General features: G+C 72.9%; 15 protein-coding genes and 1 pseudogene. 3 read left to right on the forward strand and 13 right to left on the reverse strand.

Going from position 1 to position 20,079, the window contains the following annotated elements; translation table 11 throughout:
• Positions 1–42: 42 nt before the first annotated feature.
• From F4556_RS10690 to F4556_RS10700, 3 genes are all read right to left on the reverse strand, one after another.
• On the reverse strand, positions 43–336 hold the full coding sequence (locus F4556_RS10690) for a WXG100 family type VII secretion target (protein ID WP_184913738.1): 294 nt from the start codon (positions 334–336) through the stop codon (positions 43–45).
• Between the two features lie 75 nt (positions 337–411).
• A complete protein-coding gene (locus F4556_RS10695) occupies positions 412–699 on the reverse strand; it encodes a WXG100 family type VII secretion target (RefSeq protein ID WP_184924484.1) in 288 nt (95 codons plus the stop codon).
• Positions 700–878: 179 nt separating this feature from the next.
• On the reverse strand, positions 879–2,465 hold the full coding sequence (locus F4556_RS10700; RefSeq protein WP_184913740.1) for a type VII secretion protein EccB: 1,587 nt from the start codon (positions 2,463–2,465) through the stop codon (positions 879–881).
• A 329-nt stretch (positions 2,466–2,794) separates the two neighbouring features.
• Between F4556_RS10700 and eccE the strand changes: the two genes are divergently transcribed.
• From eccE to F4556_RS10715, 3 genes and pseudogenes are all read left to right on the forward strand, one after another.
• Complete coding sequence (gene eccE / locus F4556_RS10705; RefSeq protein WP_313068250.1) at positions 2,795–4,051, forward strand: type VII secretion protein EccE; 1,257 nt, start codon at positions 2,795–2,797, stop codon at positions 4,049–4,051.
• Complete coding sequence (locus F4556_RS10710) at positions 4,051–4,809, forward strand: hypothetical protein (protein WP_184913752.1); 759 nt, start codon at positions 4,051–4,053, stop codon at positions 4,807–4,809. Before eccE ends, F4556_RS10710 begins: the two co-directional genes overlap by 1 nt.
• Positions 4,810–5,227: 418 nt before the next feature.
• Positions 5,228–6,997: pseudogene (locus F4556_RS10715) on the forward strand (MinD/ParA family ATP-binding protein); the annotation flags it as partial.
• Between the two features lie 63 nt (positions 6,998–7,060).
• Here the strand turns inward: F4556_RS10715 and F4556_RS10720 are convergent.
• The 10 genes from F4556_RS10720 to rimP form a co-directional block, all read right to left on the reverse strand.
• Entirely contained in the window at positions 7,061–8,008 is a 948-nt protein-coding gene (locus F4556_RS10720) for a bifunctional riboflavin kinase/FAD synthetase (RefSeq protein ID WP_184913754.1), read from the reverse strand.
• 105 nt (positions 8,009–8,113) lie between these two features.
• The gene (locus tag F4556_RS10725; RefSeq protein WP_184913755.1) at positions 8,114–11,299 is read right to left on the reverse strand and encodes a S1C family serine protease; all 3,186 of its coding nucleotides are present in this window, start codon (positions 11,297–11,299) and stop codon (positions 8,114–8,116) included.
• Between the two features lie 265 nt (positions 11,300–11,564).
• Positions 11,565–12,470, reverse strand: a complete 906-nt coding sequence (gene truB / locus F4556_RS10730; protein WP_184913756.1) for a tRNA pseudouridine(55) synthase TruB — start codon at positions 12,468–12,470, stop codon at positions 11,565–11,567.
• A gap of 27 nt (positions 12,471–12,497) precedes the next feature.
• Complete coding sequence (locus F4556_RS10735; RefSeq protein ID WP_184913757.1) at positions 12,498–13,598, reverse strand: DHH family phosphoesterase; 1,101 nt, start codon at positions 13,596–13,598, stop codon at positions 12,498–12,500.
• A 2-nt stretch (positions 13,599–13,600) separates the two neighbouring features.
• Positions 13,601–14,044 carry a 30S ribosome-binding factor RbfA gene (gene rbfA, locus F4556_RS10740; protein WP_184913758.1) on the reverse strand — a complete coding sequence of 148 codons (444 nt, stop codon included), beginning with the start codon at positions 14,042–14,044 and terminating at the stop codon, positions 13,601–13,603.
• A gap of 150 nt (positions 14,045–14,194) precedes the next feature.
• Positions 14,195–14,491 (reverse strand): DUF503 domain-containing protein, encoded by a 297-nt coding sequence (locus tag F4556_RS10745; RefSeq protein ID WP_184913759.1) that lies wholly within the window; start codon positions 14,489–14,491, stop codon positions 14,195–14,197.
• A 130-nt stretch (positions 14,492–14,621) separates the two neighbouring features.
• A complete protein-coding gene (gene infB, locus F4556_RS10750; protein ID WP_184913761.1) occupies positions 14,622–17,789 on the reverse strand; it encodes a translation initiation factor IF-2 in 3,168 nt (1,055 codons plus the stop codon).
• Positions 17,790–17,975: 186 nt separating this feature from the next.
• On the reverse strand, positions 17,976–18,269 hold the full coding sequence (locus F4556_RS10755) for a YlxR family protein (RefSeq protein WP_184913763.1): 294 nt from the start codon (positions 18,267–18,269) through the stop codon (positions 17,976–17,978).
• 70 nt (positions 18,270–18,339) lie between these two features.
• On the reverse strand, positions 18,340–19,353 hold the full coding sequence (nusA, locus tag F4556_RS10760) for a transcription termination factor NusA (protein WP_184913765.1): 1,014 nt from the start codon (positions 19,351–19,353) through the stop codon (positions 18,340–18,342).
• A 55-nt stretch (positions 19,354–19,408) separates the two neighbouring features.
• A complete protein-coding gene (rimP, locus tag F4556_RS10765) occupies positions 19,409–19,960 on the reverse strand; it encodes a ribosome maturation factor RimP (protein WP_184913767.1) in 552 nt (183 codons plus the stop codon).
• Between the last annotated feature and the right edge of the window lie 119 nt (positions 19,961–20,079).

Genomic DNA, 20,079 nt, shown 5'->3' on the forward strand with positions numbered 1-20,079 from the left:
CCACAGTCCTACTGTCCTCCGCCGTCAGGGACGGCGACCGGATCAGGTCCAGACACCCGCGTTACGGGACTCGGTCGCCTGGTAGCTCTGCGCCGCGTTGTCCAGCGAGGTGGCGATCTGGGTCAGCGCCTGCTGCAGGTCGGCCGCGCTCGAGTCCCAGGTGGCCTGACGGGCCTGGTAACCCTCGCGAGCGGTGCCCTCCCAGCTGTTGGCGATCCGCGCCACGCCGGCCTTCAGCTCGTCCAGCTGGGTCTGGATGCGCTGGGCACCCTGACGGACCTCGGAGCTGGCGTTCTGGATGGTAGCGAAATTAACCTTAATGTGCTGGTCGCCCATGGTTTCCCCTGTTCCGATGGAGTCGAATCGGTCCTATGCCGGACCTTGGTTGGTGACTGAACGCGAGCCCGGGGCTCAGAAGGAGGACGCCTGCTCCTGCTCGGTCTGCGAGTAGAGCTTCGTCGTCGACTCGATGGCCTGACGGATCTCGTCGAGAACCTGGTTCAGCTTGGTGGCGTCCTCGTTGAACCGGGTCTGCAGCTGCTGGTACGCAGCGGCAGCCTGGCCCTGCCAGCCCTGCTTGATCTCGTCGACGAGGGCGTTGAGCCTCTGAATCTCGCCCTGCACCGAAGCGTTCACGTCACCGATACGGTTCGCGAAAGCGGTCATTTCCTCAGCGGTAGTCGTGAACTGACCAGACATGATCCACCGTCCCCCATGAGACAGACTTCCCCACGGACCGTCCTGGCACGGACGGCCGTCGAACACCACGGTGTGGTGCACTCCAGAACTGTAGCCGCCGACCGCAAGTCACCCAACACCGGGAGCCAGGTAGTTACCAAGCCATGACACTGGGGCGCGGTCGGCCAACTGACGACCCATCAGGCGAGTTGGGGCTGCAGCGCGTCGCTCTTGCTGAGCACGGGACCGGCCGGCACCAGCTTGGCCCACAGCATCGGCACCGGCACCGGCGTCACCTTGTCGAAGCCGAGCCTGGCCTGGTTCTCGTTCGCCTGCTCCTGACCGGGCTGCTGCTCCTGGGCCGGATCCTTCGGAGCTGCCGAAGCAGAAGCACCGGCCTTGCCACCGTCGTTGTTGGCCGGCACGAGGTAGCGCAGACCGGTCTCGGTGATCAGGAAGTTCCGGCCGGAGCCGCCCTGGTCGTTCGAGTCCAGGGCACGGAACAGCAGCCCGTGGCCGGGCGAGACCCGGGCGCTGGCGGCACCGGGATCGATCTTCGTCGGGTACTCGGTGTCGGCCCAGACGGACCGCTTGATCTTGTTGCCGTCCATCCCCTCGAAGGTGCTGCACAACCGGTTCCGGCCCTCGTGGTTGACGGCCTTTCCGGTCGGCGTCTCGTTCGGGAGGTCGTCCGGGTCCTTCATGGAGTTTTCGTCCATCACGCTCTTGAGCGCCGCGTACTCGTTGGCCGACAGCGTGTACAGCTTCGCCGGCGCACCGTCGTAGGTCTTCCCCAAATCCGGGTTGCTGAGCGCCAGTTTGGCCTGGAACGGCGAGACCTCGTAGAGCTTGTCGACGCCCACCATGAAGAAGCTCTTGTCGTAGTTGAGCACCCGGCCGACCCGGCGCTCCTCCGCCTTGCTGAGCTGCTTCAGCTGGGACTGCGTCACCTGGTTCGCCTTGAACTGCGGCGGCGTCTGGAACTCGATCGCGTGGCCCACCTCCAGGGTCCGCAGCCAGTCCTCGGTCACCCGCTGCGGCTTGTCCGCCGCGTCGCTGCCGTACAGGCTGCCCGCGATGATGTCGTTCGCGGTGTCACTGGAGGTCGCCGATCCGATCAGGTGCCGGGTACCGGTCCGGTCCACCATGAACCGCCCGGCCAGGCCCGCCGTGTCGAGCGGGGCCTGCACGAACATCGACTCCCCGGGACCGAGCACCAGCTTGGGGTCGGCGAGCCGCGTGGCGTCCTTGTCGGCGGCCACGAAGACGGCCTGGTTCGGCGGCGCCTTCTCCTCCGTGCCGGGGCTGTTGCAGACCGACCACTTCTTGTTGGTCTGGCCGGCCACATCGGACTTCGGCAGCTTGTCCGGGGCGTACGGGATGCCGATGGTGGCGCCGTGGTTCGGGTACGCGTCCAGCACCTTGTCCTCGACGATCACCACCTTGGCGTTGGCCGGCAGCACCAGCCGGGCCGAGGACATGTTGAGCACCTGGTGCAGGACCCTGGTGCCCTTGTCGCCCGGCAGGACCACGTACCGGGTGGTCGACTGCTTGCCCTGGATGATGTTCGTGCCGCTGTCCCAACCCTTGGGCGCGGCGGGCTTGATGACGCCCCACATGGCGAAGCCCGCCACGATCACGACCCCGATCACCACGCTGGGCAGCACGGCCTTCACCGGCCGGGGCGCGTCCTCGTCGTTCCCGCCGCCGGAAGGCAGCAGGAAGGCACCGACCGTGCGCTTTCGCGCCGCGGTGTACGCGTTCAGCTCGTCGCGGCGTGATGCCATGCTCGTCGTCTCCCCTGTTCGACAACTGTGGGTACGTCAACCCGACCGGCTCGCAACCGAGTCCGGGCGTGAAGGCCGTGCGTGAGTCTGCCACCCGCCGGGTGCGAGTCGTAGTCCACCCTCTACGATGCGGCAGCAGACGGTGAGTACGGTACGGGTACGGTTTGCCGACCGGTCAACCGGGCCGTGATATCTGATCAGAGAGGGCCACTCGGGGGATGCCAAGCCAGACCGCTCCAGGGCGACGCAGCACTTCGCACGGCGGGGGGAGCCGCGGTCGCCGGGCACAGCCCGCGCAGACCCGCCCCACCGCACCGGTGCCGGTCAAGGTGCACCCACGGCCCGGCCTGCTCGGCACCCGCCTGCGGCTCCAGCAGATCGTGCTGCTGGAGGTCGCGGTGGCGCTGGTGGCCGTCGGCTGGACCATCAGCAAGGCGATGGCCGGGGCGTTCGCCGTACCGGCCGTGCTGCTGGTGGTGCTCGCGCTGGTGCCGCTGAACGGCCGGACGCTGTCCGAGGGCCTGCAGGTCCGCTCCGCGCTGAACGCCCGCCGTCGGCAGGCCCAGCTCAACGTGCCGCCGCCGGGCACCGATCCGGCGCTGGCGCCCGCGCTCGAACTCGAGCCCGCGCTGCGCACCTGCACCCACGCCACCGAGGCCGACCTCGGCGGCGGCCGCCCGGTCCGCCGGGAGACCGGCATGGTCGGTGACGGCACCTTCCTCACCTCGATCCTGCTGGTGCAGGCCAAGGACCAGCCGCTGCGGCCGCACCGCACCGCGCTGCCGCTGCCGCTCGACGTGATCTGCTCGGCCCTCCAGGTGGACGACATCTCCCTGGAGTCCGTCCAGTTGGTGCAGCACACCCAGCCCGCCCCGGCCCCGCACCTGCCGGACCAGTCGCTGGCCGCCCGCGCCTACCACCAGCTCCCGGACGGCCTGGCCACGCCCGGCCTGCGGCTCACCTGGGTCGCGCTCAAGCTCAGCCCCGAGCTGACCAGCAGCGCGGTCGAGGCCCGCGGCGGCGGCGAGGAGGGCGCCCGCAAGGCGCTCCAGCGGGTCACCGACCAGCTGGCCGGACGGCTCAACAGCGCGGGGTTCACCGCGACCGTGCTGGACGAGCGCGAGCTGATCGCGGCGCTGGCCATCTCGGTCTGCGCCAACCCGATGGCGGTGGCGGGTCGTCAGGGCACCGGCGGCGGTGGCGGAAACGGCCGCCGGACCCAGGAGAGCCGGAAGTTCTGGCGGATCGACGACCGCTGGCACGCCACCTACTGGATCTCCAAGTGGCCCCAGCTCAGCCGCCCCGGCGGCGCCCCGGGCCGGATCGCCGCGCCCGACCTGGTCAACCTGGTCACCAGCACGCCCGCCCTGGCCAGCACCTTCAGCCTGACCGCGAGCCGCGGCACCGGCGACTCGGTGGCGATCAGCGGACACGTCCGGATCACCGGCCGCAGCGAGAGCGAGATCGCCCAGGTCGGCCGCCTGGTCGAGTCCCGCGCGCAGACCACCGGGATCGGCCTCACCCGGCTCGACCTGGAGCAGGCGCCCGGCCTGCTCGCCACGCTGCCCCTGGGAGGGACTTCCTGATGGCCTATCAGACCTACCCGAACCAGGCACCGGCCGAGCCCGCCGCCCGTACGGTCCGGCTGCGCCCCGGCTTCGGCCTGCGCGGACCGCGCCGCGAGCGGCACGTGCTCTCCCCCGAGGACCTCGGCGCACTGGCCTTCCCGGTCGGCGACGACGGCGTGGTGATCGGCGTCGACCCGCAGCAACAGCCCGCCGTGCTCGGCCTGTTCCGGCCCACCTCGTACGAGCTGGTGCTGGTCGGCGGTCTGTGGACCGCCCAGGTGATCGCGCTCAGGGCGGCCGCCACCGGCGCCCGGATCGCGGTCGAGACCGGCCGCCCGCAGGCCTGGTCGTCGATGGCCCAGGCGGCCGGCGGCGGCCAGCCGTGCGTGACGGTGCACCAGGTCGGCCGGCTCGGCGCCCAGGGCGCCTCGGTGGCCTCGCCCGTGCTGGTGGTCCGCGACCTCGGCGCCCGGCCGCCGCGCAGCCGGCTCTCCGCCTCGCCCTGGCAGACCACCCTCACCCTGCTTCCGTACCTCGGTCCGAACGCGACCCGGGTGCTGAACGCGGCCGACCTGGTCGGCATCCAGCGGGTCTCCCCGCAGGAGGCCGAGCTGCTGGCCCGGCTGCTCTCGCTCGGCGACCAGGAGGTCGCGGCGCTGCCCACCCTCGGCGACAACATCACGCTGTGGGCGACCCGGATGCGGCGTCAGTTCGTGATGACCAACCCCGGCGAGGCCGAGGGCCAAGTGCTCGGCGGCCCGCGCCGGATGGACTGAGCGATTCGATCCCGGAGGGGTCCGCATACTGGGTTGATCCGGTGTGCGGGCCTCTCCTTTCGTCCACGATGGTGTGAGTTCCGGCACCGCCTGTGAGCGGTCGGGAAACACGTCCTAGTCTTGTGCCGACGGCACCGCGAACAGCGGCGGCGAACACGAGGGAGCCCAAGTGAGCAGCGATCGGGACGGCGTCTACGTCGGCGACAACGCGGCGGAGGACGACGACGACTGGTCGGACGTTCCTGACTACTCCCCGCCGTCCTGGTACACCCAGAGCGACACCCCTGCCGCAGCTGCTCCCGCCCCGGCCCCTGTCCAGGCCCAGCCCGCTCCCGTGGCGCCGGTTGCCCCGGTGCCGCCGGCGCCCGTGCCGGTGGCCGAGGCACCCGCGCCGAACCCGGTGCCGGTGACCCCGCCCGCGCCGACGCCGGTCGCCCCGGTGCCGCCGACGCCCACGCCGACGCCGACGCCCTCGCCCGAGCTGACCGAGACCGCGCTGCTGCCCCCGGTCACCGACGGGCCCGCACCGGTCGAGCTGCAGTCGGCGCCCGCGCCGGGCCCGGCGCCGGTCCCGCCCGCCCCGGTCCCGCCGGTGGCCGAGGCTCCGCCGACGCCCGCGCCGCAGACGTACCCGCCGGCCGTCCCGCAGCCGCAGCCCCAGCAGCAACAGCCGTACCCCCAGCAGCCGCCGCAGCAGCCCTACCCGCAGCAGGCCCCGCCGCCGCCCGTGGACCCGCGCCAGGGCGGCTGGCCGCAGCCCCAGCAGCAGCAGCCGTACCCGCAGCACCAGCAGCAGGGGCAGCCGCAGCAGCAGCCCCACCAGCCGCAGCAGTACCCGCAGCAGGCCGTCCCGCAGGCTCCGGTCGCCTTCCAGGGCCAGGGCGGGCAGCAGGCGATGTCGCACGGGGCGGCGCTCGGCTACACCGCCGCGGTCGAGCTCTCCTCGGACCGGCTGCTGCGCGGCCAGCCGAAGCAGCAGAAGGAGTCCCGCTTCAAGTTCGGCGGCAAGCAGGCGGAGGCCGACCGGGCCCGCCGCCTCGAGGTGATCCGGACGCCGGTGCTGAGCTGCTACCGGATCGCGGTGATCAGCCTCAAGGGCGGCGTCGGCAAGACCACGACCACCACCTCGCTCGGCGCCACGCTGGCCACCGAGCGCCAGGACAAGGTGATCGCGATCGACGCCAACCCGGACGCCGGCACCCTCGGCCGCCGGGTGAAGCGGCAGACCGGCGCGACCATCCGCGACCTGGTGACGGCCATCCCGCACCTGCGCAGCTACATGGACGTCCGTCAGTTCACCTCGCAGGACCTGCACTCGGGCCTGGAGATCCTGGCCAACGACGTCGACCCGGCCGTCTCGACCACCTTCAACGACTCGGACTACCGCTCGGTGATCCAGGTGCTCGGGCAGCACTACCCGATCATCCTGACCGACTCCGGCACCGGTCTGCTGTACAGCGCGATGCGCGGGGTGCTCGACCTGGCCGACCAGCTGATCATCGTCTCCACCCCGAGCGTGGACGGCGCCAGCTCGGCCTCCACCACGCTGGACTGGCTCTCCGCGCACGGCTACGCCGACCTGGTGCAGCGCTCCATCACGGTGGTCTCCGGGGTCCGCGAGACCAGCAAGATGATCAGGGTCGAGGACATCGTCGCGCACTTCCAGACCCGCTGCCGCGGCGTCGTGGTGGTGCCCTTCGACGAGAGCCTGGCGGCCGGCGCCGAGGTCAACCTGGCGATGATGCGGCCCAAGGTCAGGGACGCCTACTTCGAACTCGCCACCATGGTCGGCGAGGACATCATGCGGGCCCAGCACGCGGCCGGCGGCTGGGGCCAGCCCCAGCAGGGCGGCTACCCCGGCCAGCCGCCGCAGCAGGGCTACCCCGGGTACCCCCAGCAGGGCGGCTACCCGCAGCAGCAGCCGGGCTACCCGCCGCAGCAGGGCGGCTACCCCCAGCAGGGCGCGCCGTGGGCCCCGCAGCCCGGGTACGGGCAGCAGCCGCCGCCCCCGCCCGGCGCCCAGCCGCTCCCGCAGGAGTGGTCCCAGCAGGGGCAGCAGAACCAGCAAGGGCAGCAGGGCCAGCAGCAGCCCGGCTACGGCTACCCGCCGCCCCCGCAGCAGCCCGACGGCCAGCAGCAGCCGCCGCCCCCGCAGGGGTACGGCTACCCGCCGCCGCAGCAGCAGTAGCGACGAAAGGAGGAGGGGCGCGGAGTTCCGCGCCCCTCCTCCTTTCCGTTCTCCCCGGCCGGATCAGGCCGGTGACGACTCGTCGGTCAGCTCCCGGGCCCGCTTGACGTCGTCGGCCATCCGCTCCAGCAGCGCGTCGATCGAGTCGAACTTCTCCATCCCGCGCAGGTACGCCAGGAAGTCGACCGCCACGTGCAGGCCGTACAGGTCGAGACCGACCCGGTCGATGGCGTACGCCTCGACCGTCCGGCTGGTGCCGTCGAAGGTCGGGTTGGTGCCCACCGAGATCGCCGCGGGCATCCGCTCACCGGCCGCCGTCAGCCACCCCGCGTACACCCCGTCGGCCGGGATCGCGCTGTGCGGCACGGTGTCCACGTTGGCCGTCGGGAAGCCCAACTCCCGCCCGCGCTGGGCGCCCTGGACCACCACGCCCTCGACCCGGTGCGGCCGGCCGAGCACCTCGGCGGCCGCCGTCAGGTCGCCCTCGGCGACCAGCCGCCGGGCCAGCGTGGACGAGAACGGCACGCCCGCCGCGCCGCGCACCTGGAGGTCGAGCACCTCCACCTCGAAGTCGTCGTCCTGGCCCAGCCGGGCGAGCAACTCGACGTTCCCGGCGGCCCGGTGGCCGAACCGGAAGTTCGGGCCCTCGATCACCACCTTGGCGTGCAGCGCGTCCACCAGCACCTGCTGGACGAAGGTCTCCGGCGACTCCTTCGAGAACTCCGCGGTGAACGGCAGCACCAGCACCGCGTCCACCCCCAGCGCCTCGATCAGCTCGGCCCGGCGCGGCTGCGGCGCCAGCAGCGCCGGGTGGCTGCCGGGGCGGACCACCTCGCTCGGGTGCGGGTCGAAGGTGACCACGACGGCCTTCGCCGCCAGCTCACGGGCCCGCTTCACCGCCCGACTGATGATCAGTTGGTGGCCGCGGTGCACACCGTCGAACGATCCGATGGTGACGACGCTGCGCCCCCAGTCCCCGGGGATCTCCTCCAGGCCACGCCAGCGCTGCACCCTGACCGCTCCTCGTTCCGAACCGGCGTACGTCGTCCGCACGCTCTCGCTTCCTACCGAACCCCTATAGCGTGCCATGCGCCCGAAGCTGTGTCGGCACCAGCGTCACCCAACTCGGCCCACCGGACGCACCGACCGGACCACGGCACCCCGCTCGGCCTCCGCCGCGGCGTACTGCGGATCGCGGCCGCCCGCCACCAGCAGCCGCATCCGGGCCAGCAGCGGGCCGCCGCGCGGGCCCGGTTCACCACTCGGCCAGTGCGCCAGCAGCCGGGCGAATCCGGCCGACCGACCCGCGCCGCGGACCAGTGCGGCGTCCACCTCGGGACCTCCGGCCGCCGCCACCAGCCGGATCAACTGCCGTACGGCGGGCGCCCGTTCGTCCTGGAAGTGGTCGGCCAGCCGCTCCACCACCGGCACCAGCACGGCCGGGTCCTGCTCCACCCCGAGCAAGGTCTCCAGCAGCCGGGGCGGGTACTCCGGGTCGGTCAGCAGCACCGCCAGCACCCGGCGCAGGGCCGGCGGCCGGGCGGCCGCCTCGGCGAGCAGCAGGTCGAGCTCGGGCCCGGGCCGGCCGTCCATCAGCACGGCCAGGTACTCGGCCACCTGGCCGGACCGCTCGGGCCGCTGGTGCAGCAGCTCGGCGGCCAGCTCCAGGCCGGGACCGAGCAGCTCCGGGGCCTCCTGCCGGGCCAGCACCCGGAGCGCCTCGGCCACCGCTCCGCCCGGCGCGGCCAGCCGCTGCCGGAACGCCGCCAGCACCGGCTCCGGATCGCTGACCAGCGCCGGGGCCAGTGCCTCGGCGGTGAGGAAGGGGTCGTCCGCGAGATAGCCGGCCAGCGCGGCGGGCAGCTGCTGCCGTCCGGTCGCCGGATCGCGGATCAGCAGGGCCAGCGCCGCACCGTGCAGTGCCGGTTCCTCCTCCCGGGCCAGCAGCGTGCGGGCCGCGTGCCGTAGCAGGTCGGCGCCGGTGCCGGTGGCGTACGGGGCCGCCCGCAGCGCGTGCACGGCCGCCGCCACGTGCCACTCCGGGCGGGGGTCGTGACTCCAGCGGTCCACCGCCCGGCAGAGCGCGGACGGCTCCGCCACCGCCAGCTCGGCGAGCAGCGCGTCCGCTCTCGGGTGGGCCGCGATTGCCAACGACTCCGTCAGGTCGTCCACCGCCAGCCGACGGTGTGCCCAGAGCAGATCGTGCGCGAGATCGGCGGCGGCACCGCCCCGGGTCTCCCCGAACCACCGGCAGAGCAGCGGCACCACACCGCGCGGATCGGCCCGCAGCAGCTCGGCCACCGCCGCCCTGGCCTCCTGATCGGTCGTCACCAGCGGCCGCAGCAGCTCGAGCCGGTCCGCCGGCGGGAGCGGCAGCCCGGCCCAGAAGCCCGCGTCCAGACCGCCGCCCCCGCGCTCCGCGACGGCCGCCAACAGCGGTCGGTGCACGGCGAGTTCGGGGCTGATCGCCAGCCCGTCCAGCAGCAGCCGGCGGGCCCACCAGCCCTGTTCGGGCCCGGGCGCCGTCTCCACCCCGCGCCACAGCCGCCACAGCCACGGGTCGAGCCCCGCCGCCCCGTGCCGCTCCCCGACCTCGCGCAGCGCCCACAGCACCACCCCGGCCCGGTGCCTCGGGACGCCGCCGGCGGGCAGCGCCGCCCCCTCCGCGGGCGCCGTCGCCGTACCCTCCAGCAGCAGGCGGAGCGCGGCGTCCAGGTCCAGCCGGCCGCCCTGCAGCCAGTCCGCGAGGTCCTCGTGGGCGAACCGGTACCCCGGCCCCGCCGGCACGAACAGCCGCTCGGCCAGCACCGCCCCGGCCCAGCCGCCCTCGGCCGGGAACAGGGCCGCGAAGGCGGCCCGTTCCAGCGTGCCGTGACCGGTGCCGAGCATCAGGCGGGCCGCCTCCCGCACCCGCTCGCCGAGGGCCGTGACGAGACCGTGCAGCGACTCCGGGCCCTCCGGCGCGGGCGGGGCCGCCTGGCCGCCCCGGCGATGCGCACCGGCCCGCCTGGGCCCGGTCTCCGCCGACAGCCGCCGCGCGGCCCTGGTGCAGCACAGCTCCAGGTACGCCGCGTACAGCCGCCCGCGCTCGGCCGTCTCGCCCAGCTCCCCGGCCAGCCGCAACGACAGCGGGTGCTCCCCCGGCTCCGGCGCCCCGTACCGCCGCGCCACCCGTACACCCGCCTCGGCGGGCAGCGGCCCGAGCCCGTGCACCACCGCCCCCGGCAGTCCGTCGCCCCAGGTCTCCGGCCGACAGGCCGTCAGCAACCGCACCCCCGCCGCCTCCAGCCACCGGACGCTCGCCGCCAGCCACTCCCCCGGCACCGCGAACGGCGCCTCCTCCGGCGCGTCCAGCACCACCAGCAGCGGACGGCCGGCCTCGCCGCAGAGCCGCGCCGGCTCGTCCCGGCCCGGCGCAGTCACCTCCAACAGGGCTGCGGCGCGGGCCAGTTGGCGATCGACCGCGTCGGCCAGGGTGGAGTCCTCCGGTGCCAGGTCGGCACCCCGCAGCCAGACCGTGGGCAGCGCCTGCGCCCCGCCCGCCCGCCGGACGGCCAGGGCGGCCAGTTCGGTGCTGCGCCCGCTGCCCGCCGAACCGACCAGCACGCTGACGGTGGCCTGCGGCTCCTCACCGGTCAGCCCGTCCGGCCGGTCCACCCGGTCGGCGGCCAGATCCGCGATCCGCCCGGGCCCGGCACTCGCCGAACCGAGCTGGACCGAACAGAGCGTCAGCACTCCACCGAGGTTCAGCGCCCGGCCGTACGCGGGCACCGCCTCGGCGTTCCGGCCGCGCAGCTCCGCCAGCGCCGGACCGGCCGGCGGCAACGCCCGGGGGCCGTCAGGCCCGGCCGCCAGGACACCCAGCACGGCTCCGCTCTCGGCGTCCAGTACGGGCGCCCCGGGGGTCAGCGGGCCACGCAGCTGAGGCAGGTCGAGCAGCAGCGCACCGTCGGGGTCGATGCCCCGTACGCCACCCTGGATCCGGGTCAACTCCCATACCCCGGCGGCCAGTTGCGAGACGGAGACCAGGCCGCTGCCGATCCCGTCCGCGATCGCCTGCGGGGCCGGCGGGAGGCCGCCGACCGACTCCGTGCGCAGCACCGCGAGCCCCGGGCCCGGCAGCAGCTCCACACAGTCCGCCCCGAGCACCTGGGTCTGACCGCCCGGCAGATGCAGCACCAGGTACTCCAGCCCCTCGACGGCCTGCCGGGCCGTCAGCACCGTGCCCCGCCGGTCGGCCACGAAGCCCAGCCCACGGACCAGCCCGTCCGGCCCACAGATCCGCAGCAGCCCCTCGGCCATCCCGCGCCCGCCCCTCCGCAGCCCGCCACCGCCCGGAGCCTGCCCGGACAGCCGCGTACGCCACCCCATCGGGGCCGGCGCTCACCCCTTCGGGTGACTTTCTGCACAAGGTTCGGAAGGTAGGGGCTCGGGGAACTGCGACGACGACCTCAGAAAAGGTCACCCGTACGTAGATGGTCAGGCACTTTCGCAGTGACCCGAGCGCCAGACCTCCTCGCAGTTCCCCGAGCCCCTGACCGTAGATGCCGAAGCACCTGCGAAAGGCTCAGCCGACGAAGACGGCGACCGGCTTCGCGTGCCCGCCCTTCTCCTCGATCAGCGCGAGGAAGCGCCCGTCCGGGTCGAAGACCGCGATCGGCCCGTCCACGTCCATGCCGGGAGCCTTGAGCTTCATGCCGTGCGCCAGCAGCCGCGCCTGCTCCGCGTCCACGTCCCAGCGGGGGAACGCCGCGGCCGCCGCCTCGGCGATCGGCAGCACCTCGAGCTTCTCCTCCAGCTGCTCCAGCGTCCGCGCCGACTCCAGCCCGTAAGGCCCGACCTTGGTCCGCCGCAGCGCCGTGAGGTGCCCGCCGACGCCGAGCCCGGCGCCGAGGTCCCGGGCCAGCGCCCGGATGTACGTTCCCGAGGAGCACTCCACCGTGACGTCCAGGTCGATCACCGGGGTGCCGTCCTCGGCGACCGCCGCGCGCTGCTCGTGCACCACGAAGGAGTGGATGGTGGTCGGCCGGGCCGCGATCTCGAAGTCCTCGCCCTCGCGGACCCGGGCGTACGAGCGCTTGCCGTCGATCTTGATGGCGCTGACCTTCGACGGCACCTGCATGATCGCGCCGGTCAGCTCGGCGATCCCGGCGTCGATGGCGGAGCGCTCGACGCCGGAGGCGTCCGCCGAGGAGGTGACGTCGCCCTCCCGGTCGTCGGTCACGGTGTTCTGCCCGAGCCGGATGGTGGCCTCGTACGTCTTGGCGGTGAGCATCAGGTGCCCGAGCAGGCGGGTGGCCCGCTCGATCCCGATCACCAGGACGCCGGTGGCCATCGGGTCCAGCGTGCCCGCGTGCCCGACCTTCCTGGTCCCGGCCAGCCAGCGGAGCTTGGCCACCACGCCGTGCGAGGTGAGACCCTCCGGCTTGTCGACAATGACCAGGCCGTCGGGGCCGGTGCCTTTACGCTTCATCAGCTCTTTTTCTCGTACGGAAAGAAGTCAGGACGTCGGCAGGGCGGCCCGGAACCGGGCGACCGTGGTGTCCACGTCCTCGCGGGCGGTGAATCCCGCCGCGAACCGGTGCCCGCCGCCGCCCAGGTCGGCGCAGACGGCGGCCACGTCGACCGCGCCCTTGGCCCGGCAGGAGCCGCGCAGGGTGCCGTCCGGGTCCTGCTTGAGCACCAGCGCCACCTCGGCCTCGGCCGGGCGGCGCAGCACGTCGATCAGGCCCTCGATCTCCTCGACCGTGACGCCGAACAGCGCCAGGTCCTGGTACGGCACCCAGGTCCACACCAGGCCGAGGCCGCCCGCCGCGTCGGGCTCGTAGACGGCCCGGTCCAGCGCGCCGGCCAGCACCTTGAGGTAGCCGAAGGAGGAGGTGTCCCAGAGCTGACGGGAGATCAGGTCGTGCCGGATGCCGGTGGCCAGCAGCCGCCCGGCCAGCTCGTGGGTGGCGGGTGTGGTGGCCGCGTACCGGAACGAGCCGGTGTCGGTCGCCACGCCGGTGTAGAGGCAGGTGGCCAGGTCCTGGTCGAGCGGCACGCCGAGCCGCCGGAGCAGCTCGTCCACCAGCACGGCGGTGGCCGGGGCGGTGGGGTCGATCAGGCGGTGGGTGCCGAAGCCGGGGTTGGAGGCGTGGTGGTCGATGACCACCAGCGCGGGGGCGGCGAACGCCTTGGCGTGCAGCAGCCCGAGGCGGCTCTCGGCCGCCACGTCGAAGCAGAGCACCAGCTCGGGGACGTCCGGCACCTCGGCGGCCGGGACCAGCAGCTCCTGGCCGGGCAGGAAGCTCAGCGACTCCGGGACGATCTGCGGGTCGTCGCCGAACGAGACCCGCACCCGGTAGCCGAGCGAACGCAGCGCCAGACCGGCCGCCAGGGCCGAGCCGAGCGCGTCGCCGTCCGGGTTGATGTGGCAGATCAGGTCGACCGTGCCGGCCCGCCCGATCAGCTCGACCACCCGCTGCCACTCGGCCGCCAGGGCTGACGCCCCGGAAGCGGCCGGCGACTCGCTGCGAGGCCCGGGAAGCACCGCGAGGGCACCATCCACCGTGTCGGTGGACGATGCCCTCTGGCCGGGTTCGACCGGCTCGGCGGTCATGGTTACTCGTCCTCGTCGTCGCGCTCGGCGGCCGGCACCCGGTAGGGGTCGGCGTCCCCGGCGAAGGTGGCCCCGGCGGCGGCGGTACGGACCGCCGCGTCGGAGACCCGCGCCTTGTCGAGCAGCTCGTCGATGTTCTTCGCGTTCTCCGGCAGGGCGTCCGCGATGAAGGTCAGCGACGGGGTGAAGCGCACCCCGGTCTGCTTGCCGACCTCGGAGCGGAGCACGCCCTTGGCGCTCTCCAGCGCGGCCGCGCTGGCCTCGCGCTCGGCCTCGTCACCGTAGACGGTGTAGAAGACGGTGGCCTCGCGCAGGTCCCCGGTGACCCGGGTGTCGGTGATGGTCACGTAGCCCAGCCGCGGGTCCTTGATCCGGCGTTGCAGGGTCTCGGCCACCACCACCTGAATGCGGTCGGCGAGCTTGCGCGCCCTTGCGGTGTCGGTCACGTTGCCTCCTCGTGCAGTGAGCGCGGTACCCGGGTCACGGACGCACCCGGTGCGGCCCTGGCCCCAAAGTACCTGCCCGCGCCCAGCCTTGTGGGCGCTCTCGGTCCTCGTCGGTGTGACGGTGCTGACGTCGCACCACCGCGCACACCCTCAGTCATCGTCGTCGTTGTGAAGGCGCCTCCTGACGGAGAGCAGCATCACCTCGGGGCGGCCGACGACCAGCCGCTCACAGCTGTCCAGGATCTCGGTGACGTACCCGGCGTCGCCGGACACCACCGCCAGGCCGATCTCGGCCCTCCGGTGCAGATCCTGGTTCCCGACTTCTGCGGCGCACACGCTGTACTTGCGCGCCAGTTCGGCCACGATGGGCCGCACGATCGAACGCTTCTCCTTGAGCGAATGGACATCGCCCAGCAGCAGGTCGAACGTCAGTGTTCCCACGAACATGTGTGACAGGCCAAGCCGGCCTGGGGGCCTCGAAGGAGTTGCCCGAAGGGGCGTACCAGGAGGCTAACAGCGAGACCGGGGCCGGTCGACGGGTTAACGAACACCCGCCGACCGGCCCCGGCAGCCACTGCTAGGACCGCGGCTTCTCGCGCATCTCGTAGGTCTCGATGACGTCGTCGACCTTGATGTCGTTGAACGACCCCAGGGTCACACCGGCCTCGAAGCCCTCGCGCACCTCGGTCGCGTCGTCCTTGAAACGACGCAGACCCTCGATGGTGAGGTTCTCGGTGATGAGCTTGCCGTCGCGGATGAGACGGGCCTTGGCGTTGCGGCGCAGCAGACCCTCGCGGACGATGACACCCGCGATGTTGCCGAACTTGGAGGAACGGAACACCTCGCGGATCTCCGCGGAGCCGAGGCGCACCTCCTCGTACTCGGGCTTGAGCAGGCCCTTGAGCGCGTTCTCGATCTCCTCGATGGCCTGGTAGATGACCGAGTAGTACCGGACATCCACGCCTTCCTTCTCGGCAGCCGTACGGGCGCGGCCTTCGGCGCGCACGTTGAAGCCGATGATGATGGCGTCCGAGCCCATCGCGAGGTCGACGTCCGACTCGGTGATCGCACCGACGCCGCGGTGCAGCACCCGGAGCTCCACCTCCTCGCCCACGTCGAGCTTGACGAGCGCGTCCTCGAGGGCTTCGACGGAACCGGAGACGTCACCCTTGATGATGAGGTTGAGCTGCTCGATGGAGCCCGCTGCGATGGCCTTGTCCAGGTCCTCGAGCGAGATCCGGACCCGACGCTGCGCGAACGCGGCGTTGCGGTCACGGGCCGAGCGCTTCTCGGCGATCTGACGGGCGGTGCGGTCCTCGTCGACGACGATGAAGCTGTCGCCGGCGCGGGGCACCGAGGTCAGACCGAGCAGCAGCACCGGACGGGACGGGCCCGCCTCGGCGAGGCTGTTGCCGTTCTCGTCCAGCATGGCGCGGACGCGGCCGTAGGCGTCGCCGACCACGATCGAGTCACCGACGCGGAGGGTACCGCGCTGGACCAGGACGGTCGCCATGGCGCCGCGGCCCTTGTCGAGGTGGGCTTCGATCGCAATACCCTGCGCGTCCTGCTCCGGGTTGGCCCGCAGGTCGAGCGAGGCGTCCGCGGTCAGGACCACGGCCTCGAGCAGCTGGTCGATGTTCAGACCCTGGCGCGCGGAGATGTCGACGAACATGGTGTCGCCGCCGTACTCCTCGGCCACCAGACCGAACTCGGTCAGCTGACCGCGGACCTTGGTCGGGTCGGCACCCTCGACGTCGATCTTGTTGACCGCGACCACGATCGGCACACCGGCGGCCTTGGCGTGGTTCAACGCCTCGACCGTCTGCGGCATGACACCGTCGTTGGCCGCGACCACCAGGATCGCGATGTCGGTGGACTTGGCACCACGGGCACGCATGGCGGAGAACGCCTCGTGACCCGGGGTGTCGAGGAAGGTGATCGGACGCTCTTCGCCGTTCACCACGGTGGCGACCTGGTAGGCACCGATGTGCTGGGTGATGCCACCGGCCTCGCCGGCCACCACGTTGGACTTGCGGATCGCGTCCAGCAGGCGGGTCTTACCGTGGTCGACGTGACCCATGACGGTGACGACCGGCGGGCGCGCGGCCAGCATGTCCTCGTCGCCCTCGTTGACACCGAAGTCGATGTCGAACGACTCGAGCAGCTCACGGTCCTCGTCGTCGCGGCTGACGATCTCGAGCTGGAAGCCCATCTCGTCGGCCAGCAGCTGGAGCGTGTCGTCCGAGACCGACTGGGTCGCGGTGACCATCTCACCGAGGTTGAACATCACCGAGACGAGCGCGGCCGGGTTGGCGTTGATCTTCTCGGCGAAGTCCGTCAGGGACGAGCCCCGGGACAGGCGAACGGTGGAACCGTTGCCACGCGGCAGCATGACACCGCCGACGGACGGGGCCTGCATGGCCTCGTACTCCTGGCGCTTCGCCCGCTTCGACTTACGGCCACGCGCCGGGCGACCGCCCGGACCACGACCGAAGGCACCCTGCGTGCCACCACGGGCACCCGGGCCACCCGGACGGCCACCGAAGCCACCGGGACGCGGGCCGAAGCCACCGCCGCCACCGGGGGCACCGCCACCGGGACGGGGGCCGCCGAAGCCGCCACCGGCCGGACGCGAGCCCGGACCGGCCGCACGGCCGGCGAAGCCGGGACGAGCGCCACCGGCGCCGGCACCCGGAGCACCCGGACGGCCACCGGGGCCACCCGGACCACGGCCACCAGGGCCACCGGGACGCGCGGCACCCGGAGCGGGACGCTGCGGCATCATGCCGGGGTTCGGACGCGGCATACCGGACGGGCTGGGCCCACCCGGACGCGGACCGGCCGGACGGGGCATCCCGTCGGGACGCGGCGCACCGGCGCCACCCGGACGCGGAGCGCCACCGGGACCGGCGGCGGGACGCGGACGGTCGCCACCGGGACGCGGGGCGCCACGGTCGGCGCCCGGCGCACCAGCGGGACGCGGACGGTCGCCACCCGGGCGCGGGGCGCCACGGTCGGCACCCGGCGCACCGGCCGGACGGGCCGGACGGTCGCCGCCCGGACGGGCCGGACGCTCGCCGGCGGGGGCACCGGCACCCGGACGCGCGGCACCGGGAGCAGCCGGACGGCGCTCGCCGGGGCGGCCCATGCCGGTCGCGCTGCCGGAGGTGAACGGGTTGTTGCCCGGACGGGGACCGGCCGGACGCGGGCCCGGACGGGCCGACGGGTTGGCCGCGGCCGGACGGGCGGCCGGAGCGGCGGCGGCCGGACGGGCCGGCGCCTCCGCAGCGGCGTCACCGGCGGGAGCAGGCGAGGAGAACTCGGCCGCCGGAGCAGCCGGGGCCGCAGCGGCCGGGGCGGGACGCGCGGCGGCCGGGCGCGGGCCCGGGGCAGCGGCGGCCGGCTTCGGCGCGGCGGGGGCGGCCGGGGCGGCGGGAGCCGCGGCGGCCGGGGTCGGACGGGGACCGGGGGTCGCGGCGGGCCGCGGTCCCGGGGTGGGGGCACCCGGCTTCGGTGCTGCTGCACCGGCGGGCTTGGGCGCCGCAGGCTTCTGCGGGCCAGGCTTGGCGGCGCCACCACCGGTGGGCGGCACCCCCAAAGCGTCAGTCAACTTGCGCACGACCGGCGCCTCGATGGTCGAGGACGCCGAACGGACGAACTCACCGAGCTCGGTGAGCTTGGCCATGACGGCCTTGCTCTCCAAGCCAAGCTCCTTGGCGAGTTCATATACCCGGACCTTAGCCACTTCGCTCCTGTCTACGTGTCCGGGGTATTCGTCCGCCGGACCATCGCTACTTCATGGGCGTACTCATCGCGTACTCATCGAGTGCTCATCGCAATCTCGACCTACTTCCAACTCGCGAGGTACCTGACGTGTGCGCGCCGCACGGGGCTCTTACCAGCTCTGCGCGGTGCTTGTTGCGGTGGTTCTTCAGCCTGCCGGGGTGTCACCGGCCCGCTGCTCGACGTACTCACGCAGTGCCGTGGTGTCGAGATTTCCCTGGAGTCGGAAGGCCCTGGGGAAAGCTCGGCGGCGGACCGCGAGGTCGAGGCAGGTCGGGTCGGGGTGCAGATGTGCACCCCGGCCCGGCAGTGCGCCGCGGGAATCGGGGACACAGACGCCCTCGACCGCCACGACACGCAACAGCTGGTGCTTGGCCGCTCGCTTGCGGCAGCCCACGCAGGTGCGTTCCGGGCATGCTCGGACATGCGTCCGGCCAGACAACCTCAAGTCTACCCCTCCGGAGGGACATGGCGCCGCCCCGCCGATTCGGCGCAGGACAGCGACAACGTGACTACGCGTCGCGGGATTCCCCGCGGTCGCTTCCGGCAGGGGCTTCGGTGTCCGGCCGGATGTCGATCCGCCAGCCGGTCAGGCGGGCCGCGAGGCGGGCGTTCTGGCCCTCCTTGCCGATCGCCAGCGACAGCTGGTAGTCCGGCACGATCACCCGGGCGGAGCGCTGGGCGTAGTCCACGATCTCCACGCTCGTCACCCGCGCGGGGGACAGCGCGGCCGCGACCATGTCCGCCGGGTCCTCCGACCAGTCGACGATGTCGATCTTCTCGCCGTGCAGCTCGGCCATCACGTTGCGCACCCGGGCGCCCATCGGGCCGATGCAGGCGCCCTTGGCGTTCAGGCCCTGGCGGCGCGACCAGACGGCGATCTTGGTGCGGTGGCCGGCCTCGCGGGCGATCGCGGCGATCTCGACGCTGCCGTCGGCGATCTCCGGGACCTCCAGCGCGAACAGCTTCTTCACCAGGCTGGGGTGGGTCCGCGAGAGCGTCACGGACGGGCCGCGGACACCTCGGCGGACGGCCACCACGTAGCACTTCAGCCGGGTGCCGTGCTTGTAGTCCTCGCCCGGCACCTGCTCCTGCGGCGGGAGGATGGCCTCCAGCTTGCCGATGTCGACCAGGATGTTCTTGGGGTCGTTGCCCTGCTGGACGACACCGGTGACGATGTCGCCCTCCTTGCCCGCGTACTCACCGAAGGTCTGGTCGTCCGCGGCGTCCCGGAGGCGCTGCAGGATGACCTGCTTGGCGGTCGAGGCGGCGATCCGGCCGAAGCCGCTCGGGGTGTCGTCGAACTCCTTGGGCTCGACGCCCTCGTCCAGCTCGTCCGCGTCCTCCAGCGCCCAGACCGTCACGTGCCCGGTCTTGCGGTTCAGCTCGACCCGGGCCTTGCGGCGGGACCCCTCGGTGCGGTGGTACGCGATGAGGAGGGCCGATTCGATCGATCCGACCAGCAGTTCGAACGGGATGTTCTTCTCGGTAACCAGCCCACGCAGGGCGCTCATGTCGATGTCCACGGCTACGCCTCCTCTTCCCTCTTTTTTACGTTCACGATCATGTGTGGTGCGGTGCTCACTCGTCGTCTTCGGTGCTGTCGTCGTCGGTGTCCTCGATCTCCGACTCGTCGAGCAGCCCCTCGTCTTCCTTGCGGTTGAACTCGACCTGGACCCGGGCGCGGGCGATCTCGGCGAACTCCAGGCGGCGCTCCTTGGGGCGGCCGCGGCCCTTCACCGGCTGCACCTCGACCAGGGCGCCGTCCTCGTCGCTCTCCAGTACCCGGGCGACGATCTCCCCGCCGTCCACCAGGTGGATCTTGGCGAGCCGCCCCTCGGCCCGGCGCCAGTGGCGGGGCTCGTTCAGCGGACGCTCGGCCCCGGGGGAGCCGACCTCCAGCACGTACGGGGCGGTGCCCATGACGTCCTCGGCGGCGTCCAGCCGCTCGCTGACCACCCGGCTGAACTCGGCGATCGCGTCCAGGTCCACGCCGCCGTCGGCGTCCACGTCGATCTGCACCTGACGGCGGCTGCCCGCCTGGGTCACCGTGACCTCTTCGAGGTCGAGACCTGCCTCGGCGGCCAGCGGCTCGAGCAACGCACGCAACCGGTCGGTGGGGGTGGTGCTCATCCGGGTGACTCCTCGGCCGCGTCTGCTGTTGTCGGTAGGTGCTAGCTGAGCGGCAAGCCTATCCGGTCGGACCCCAAACCACCGATTCCGCGAGGCGCGCGGGGCACCGGTGAGCACCG

Source organism: Kitasatospora gansuensis (assembly GCF_014203705.1).
Lineage (GTDB): Bacteria > Actinomycetota > Actinomycetes > Streptomycetales > Streptomycetaceae > Kitasatospora > Kitasatospora gansuensis.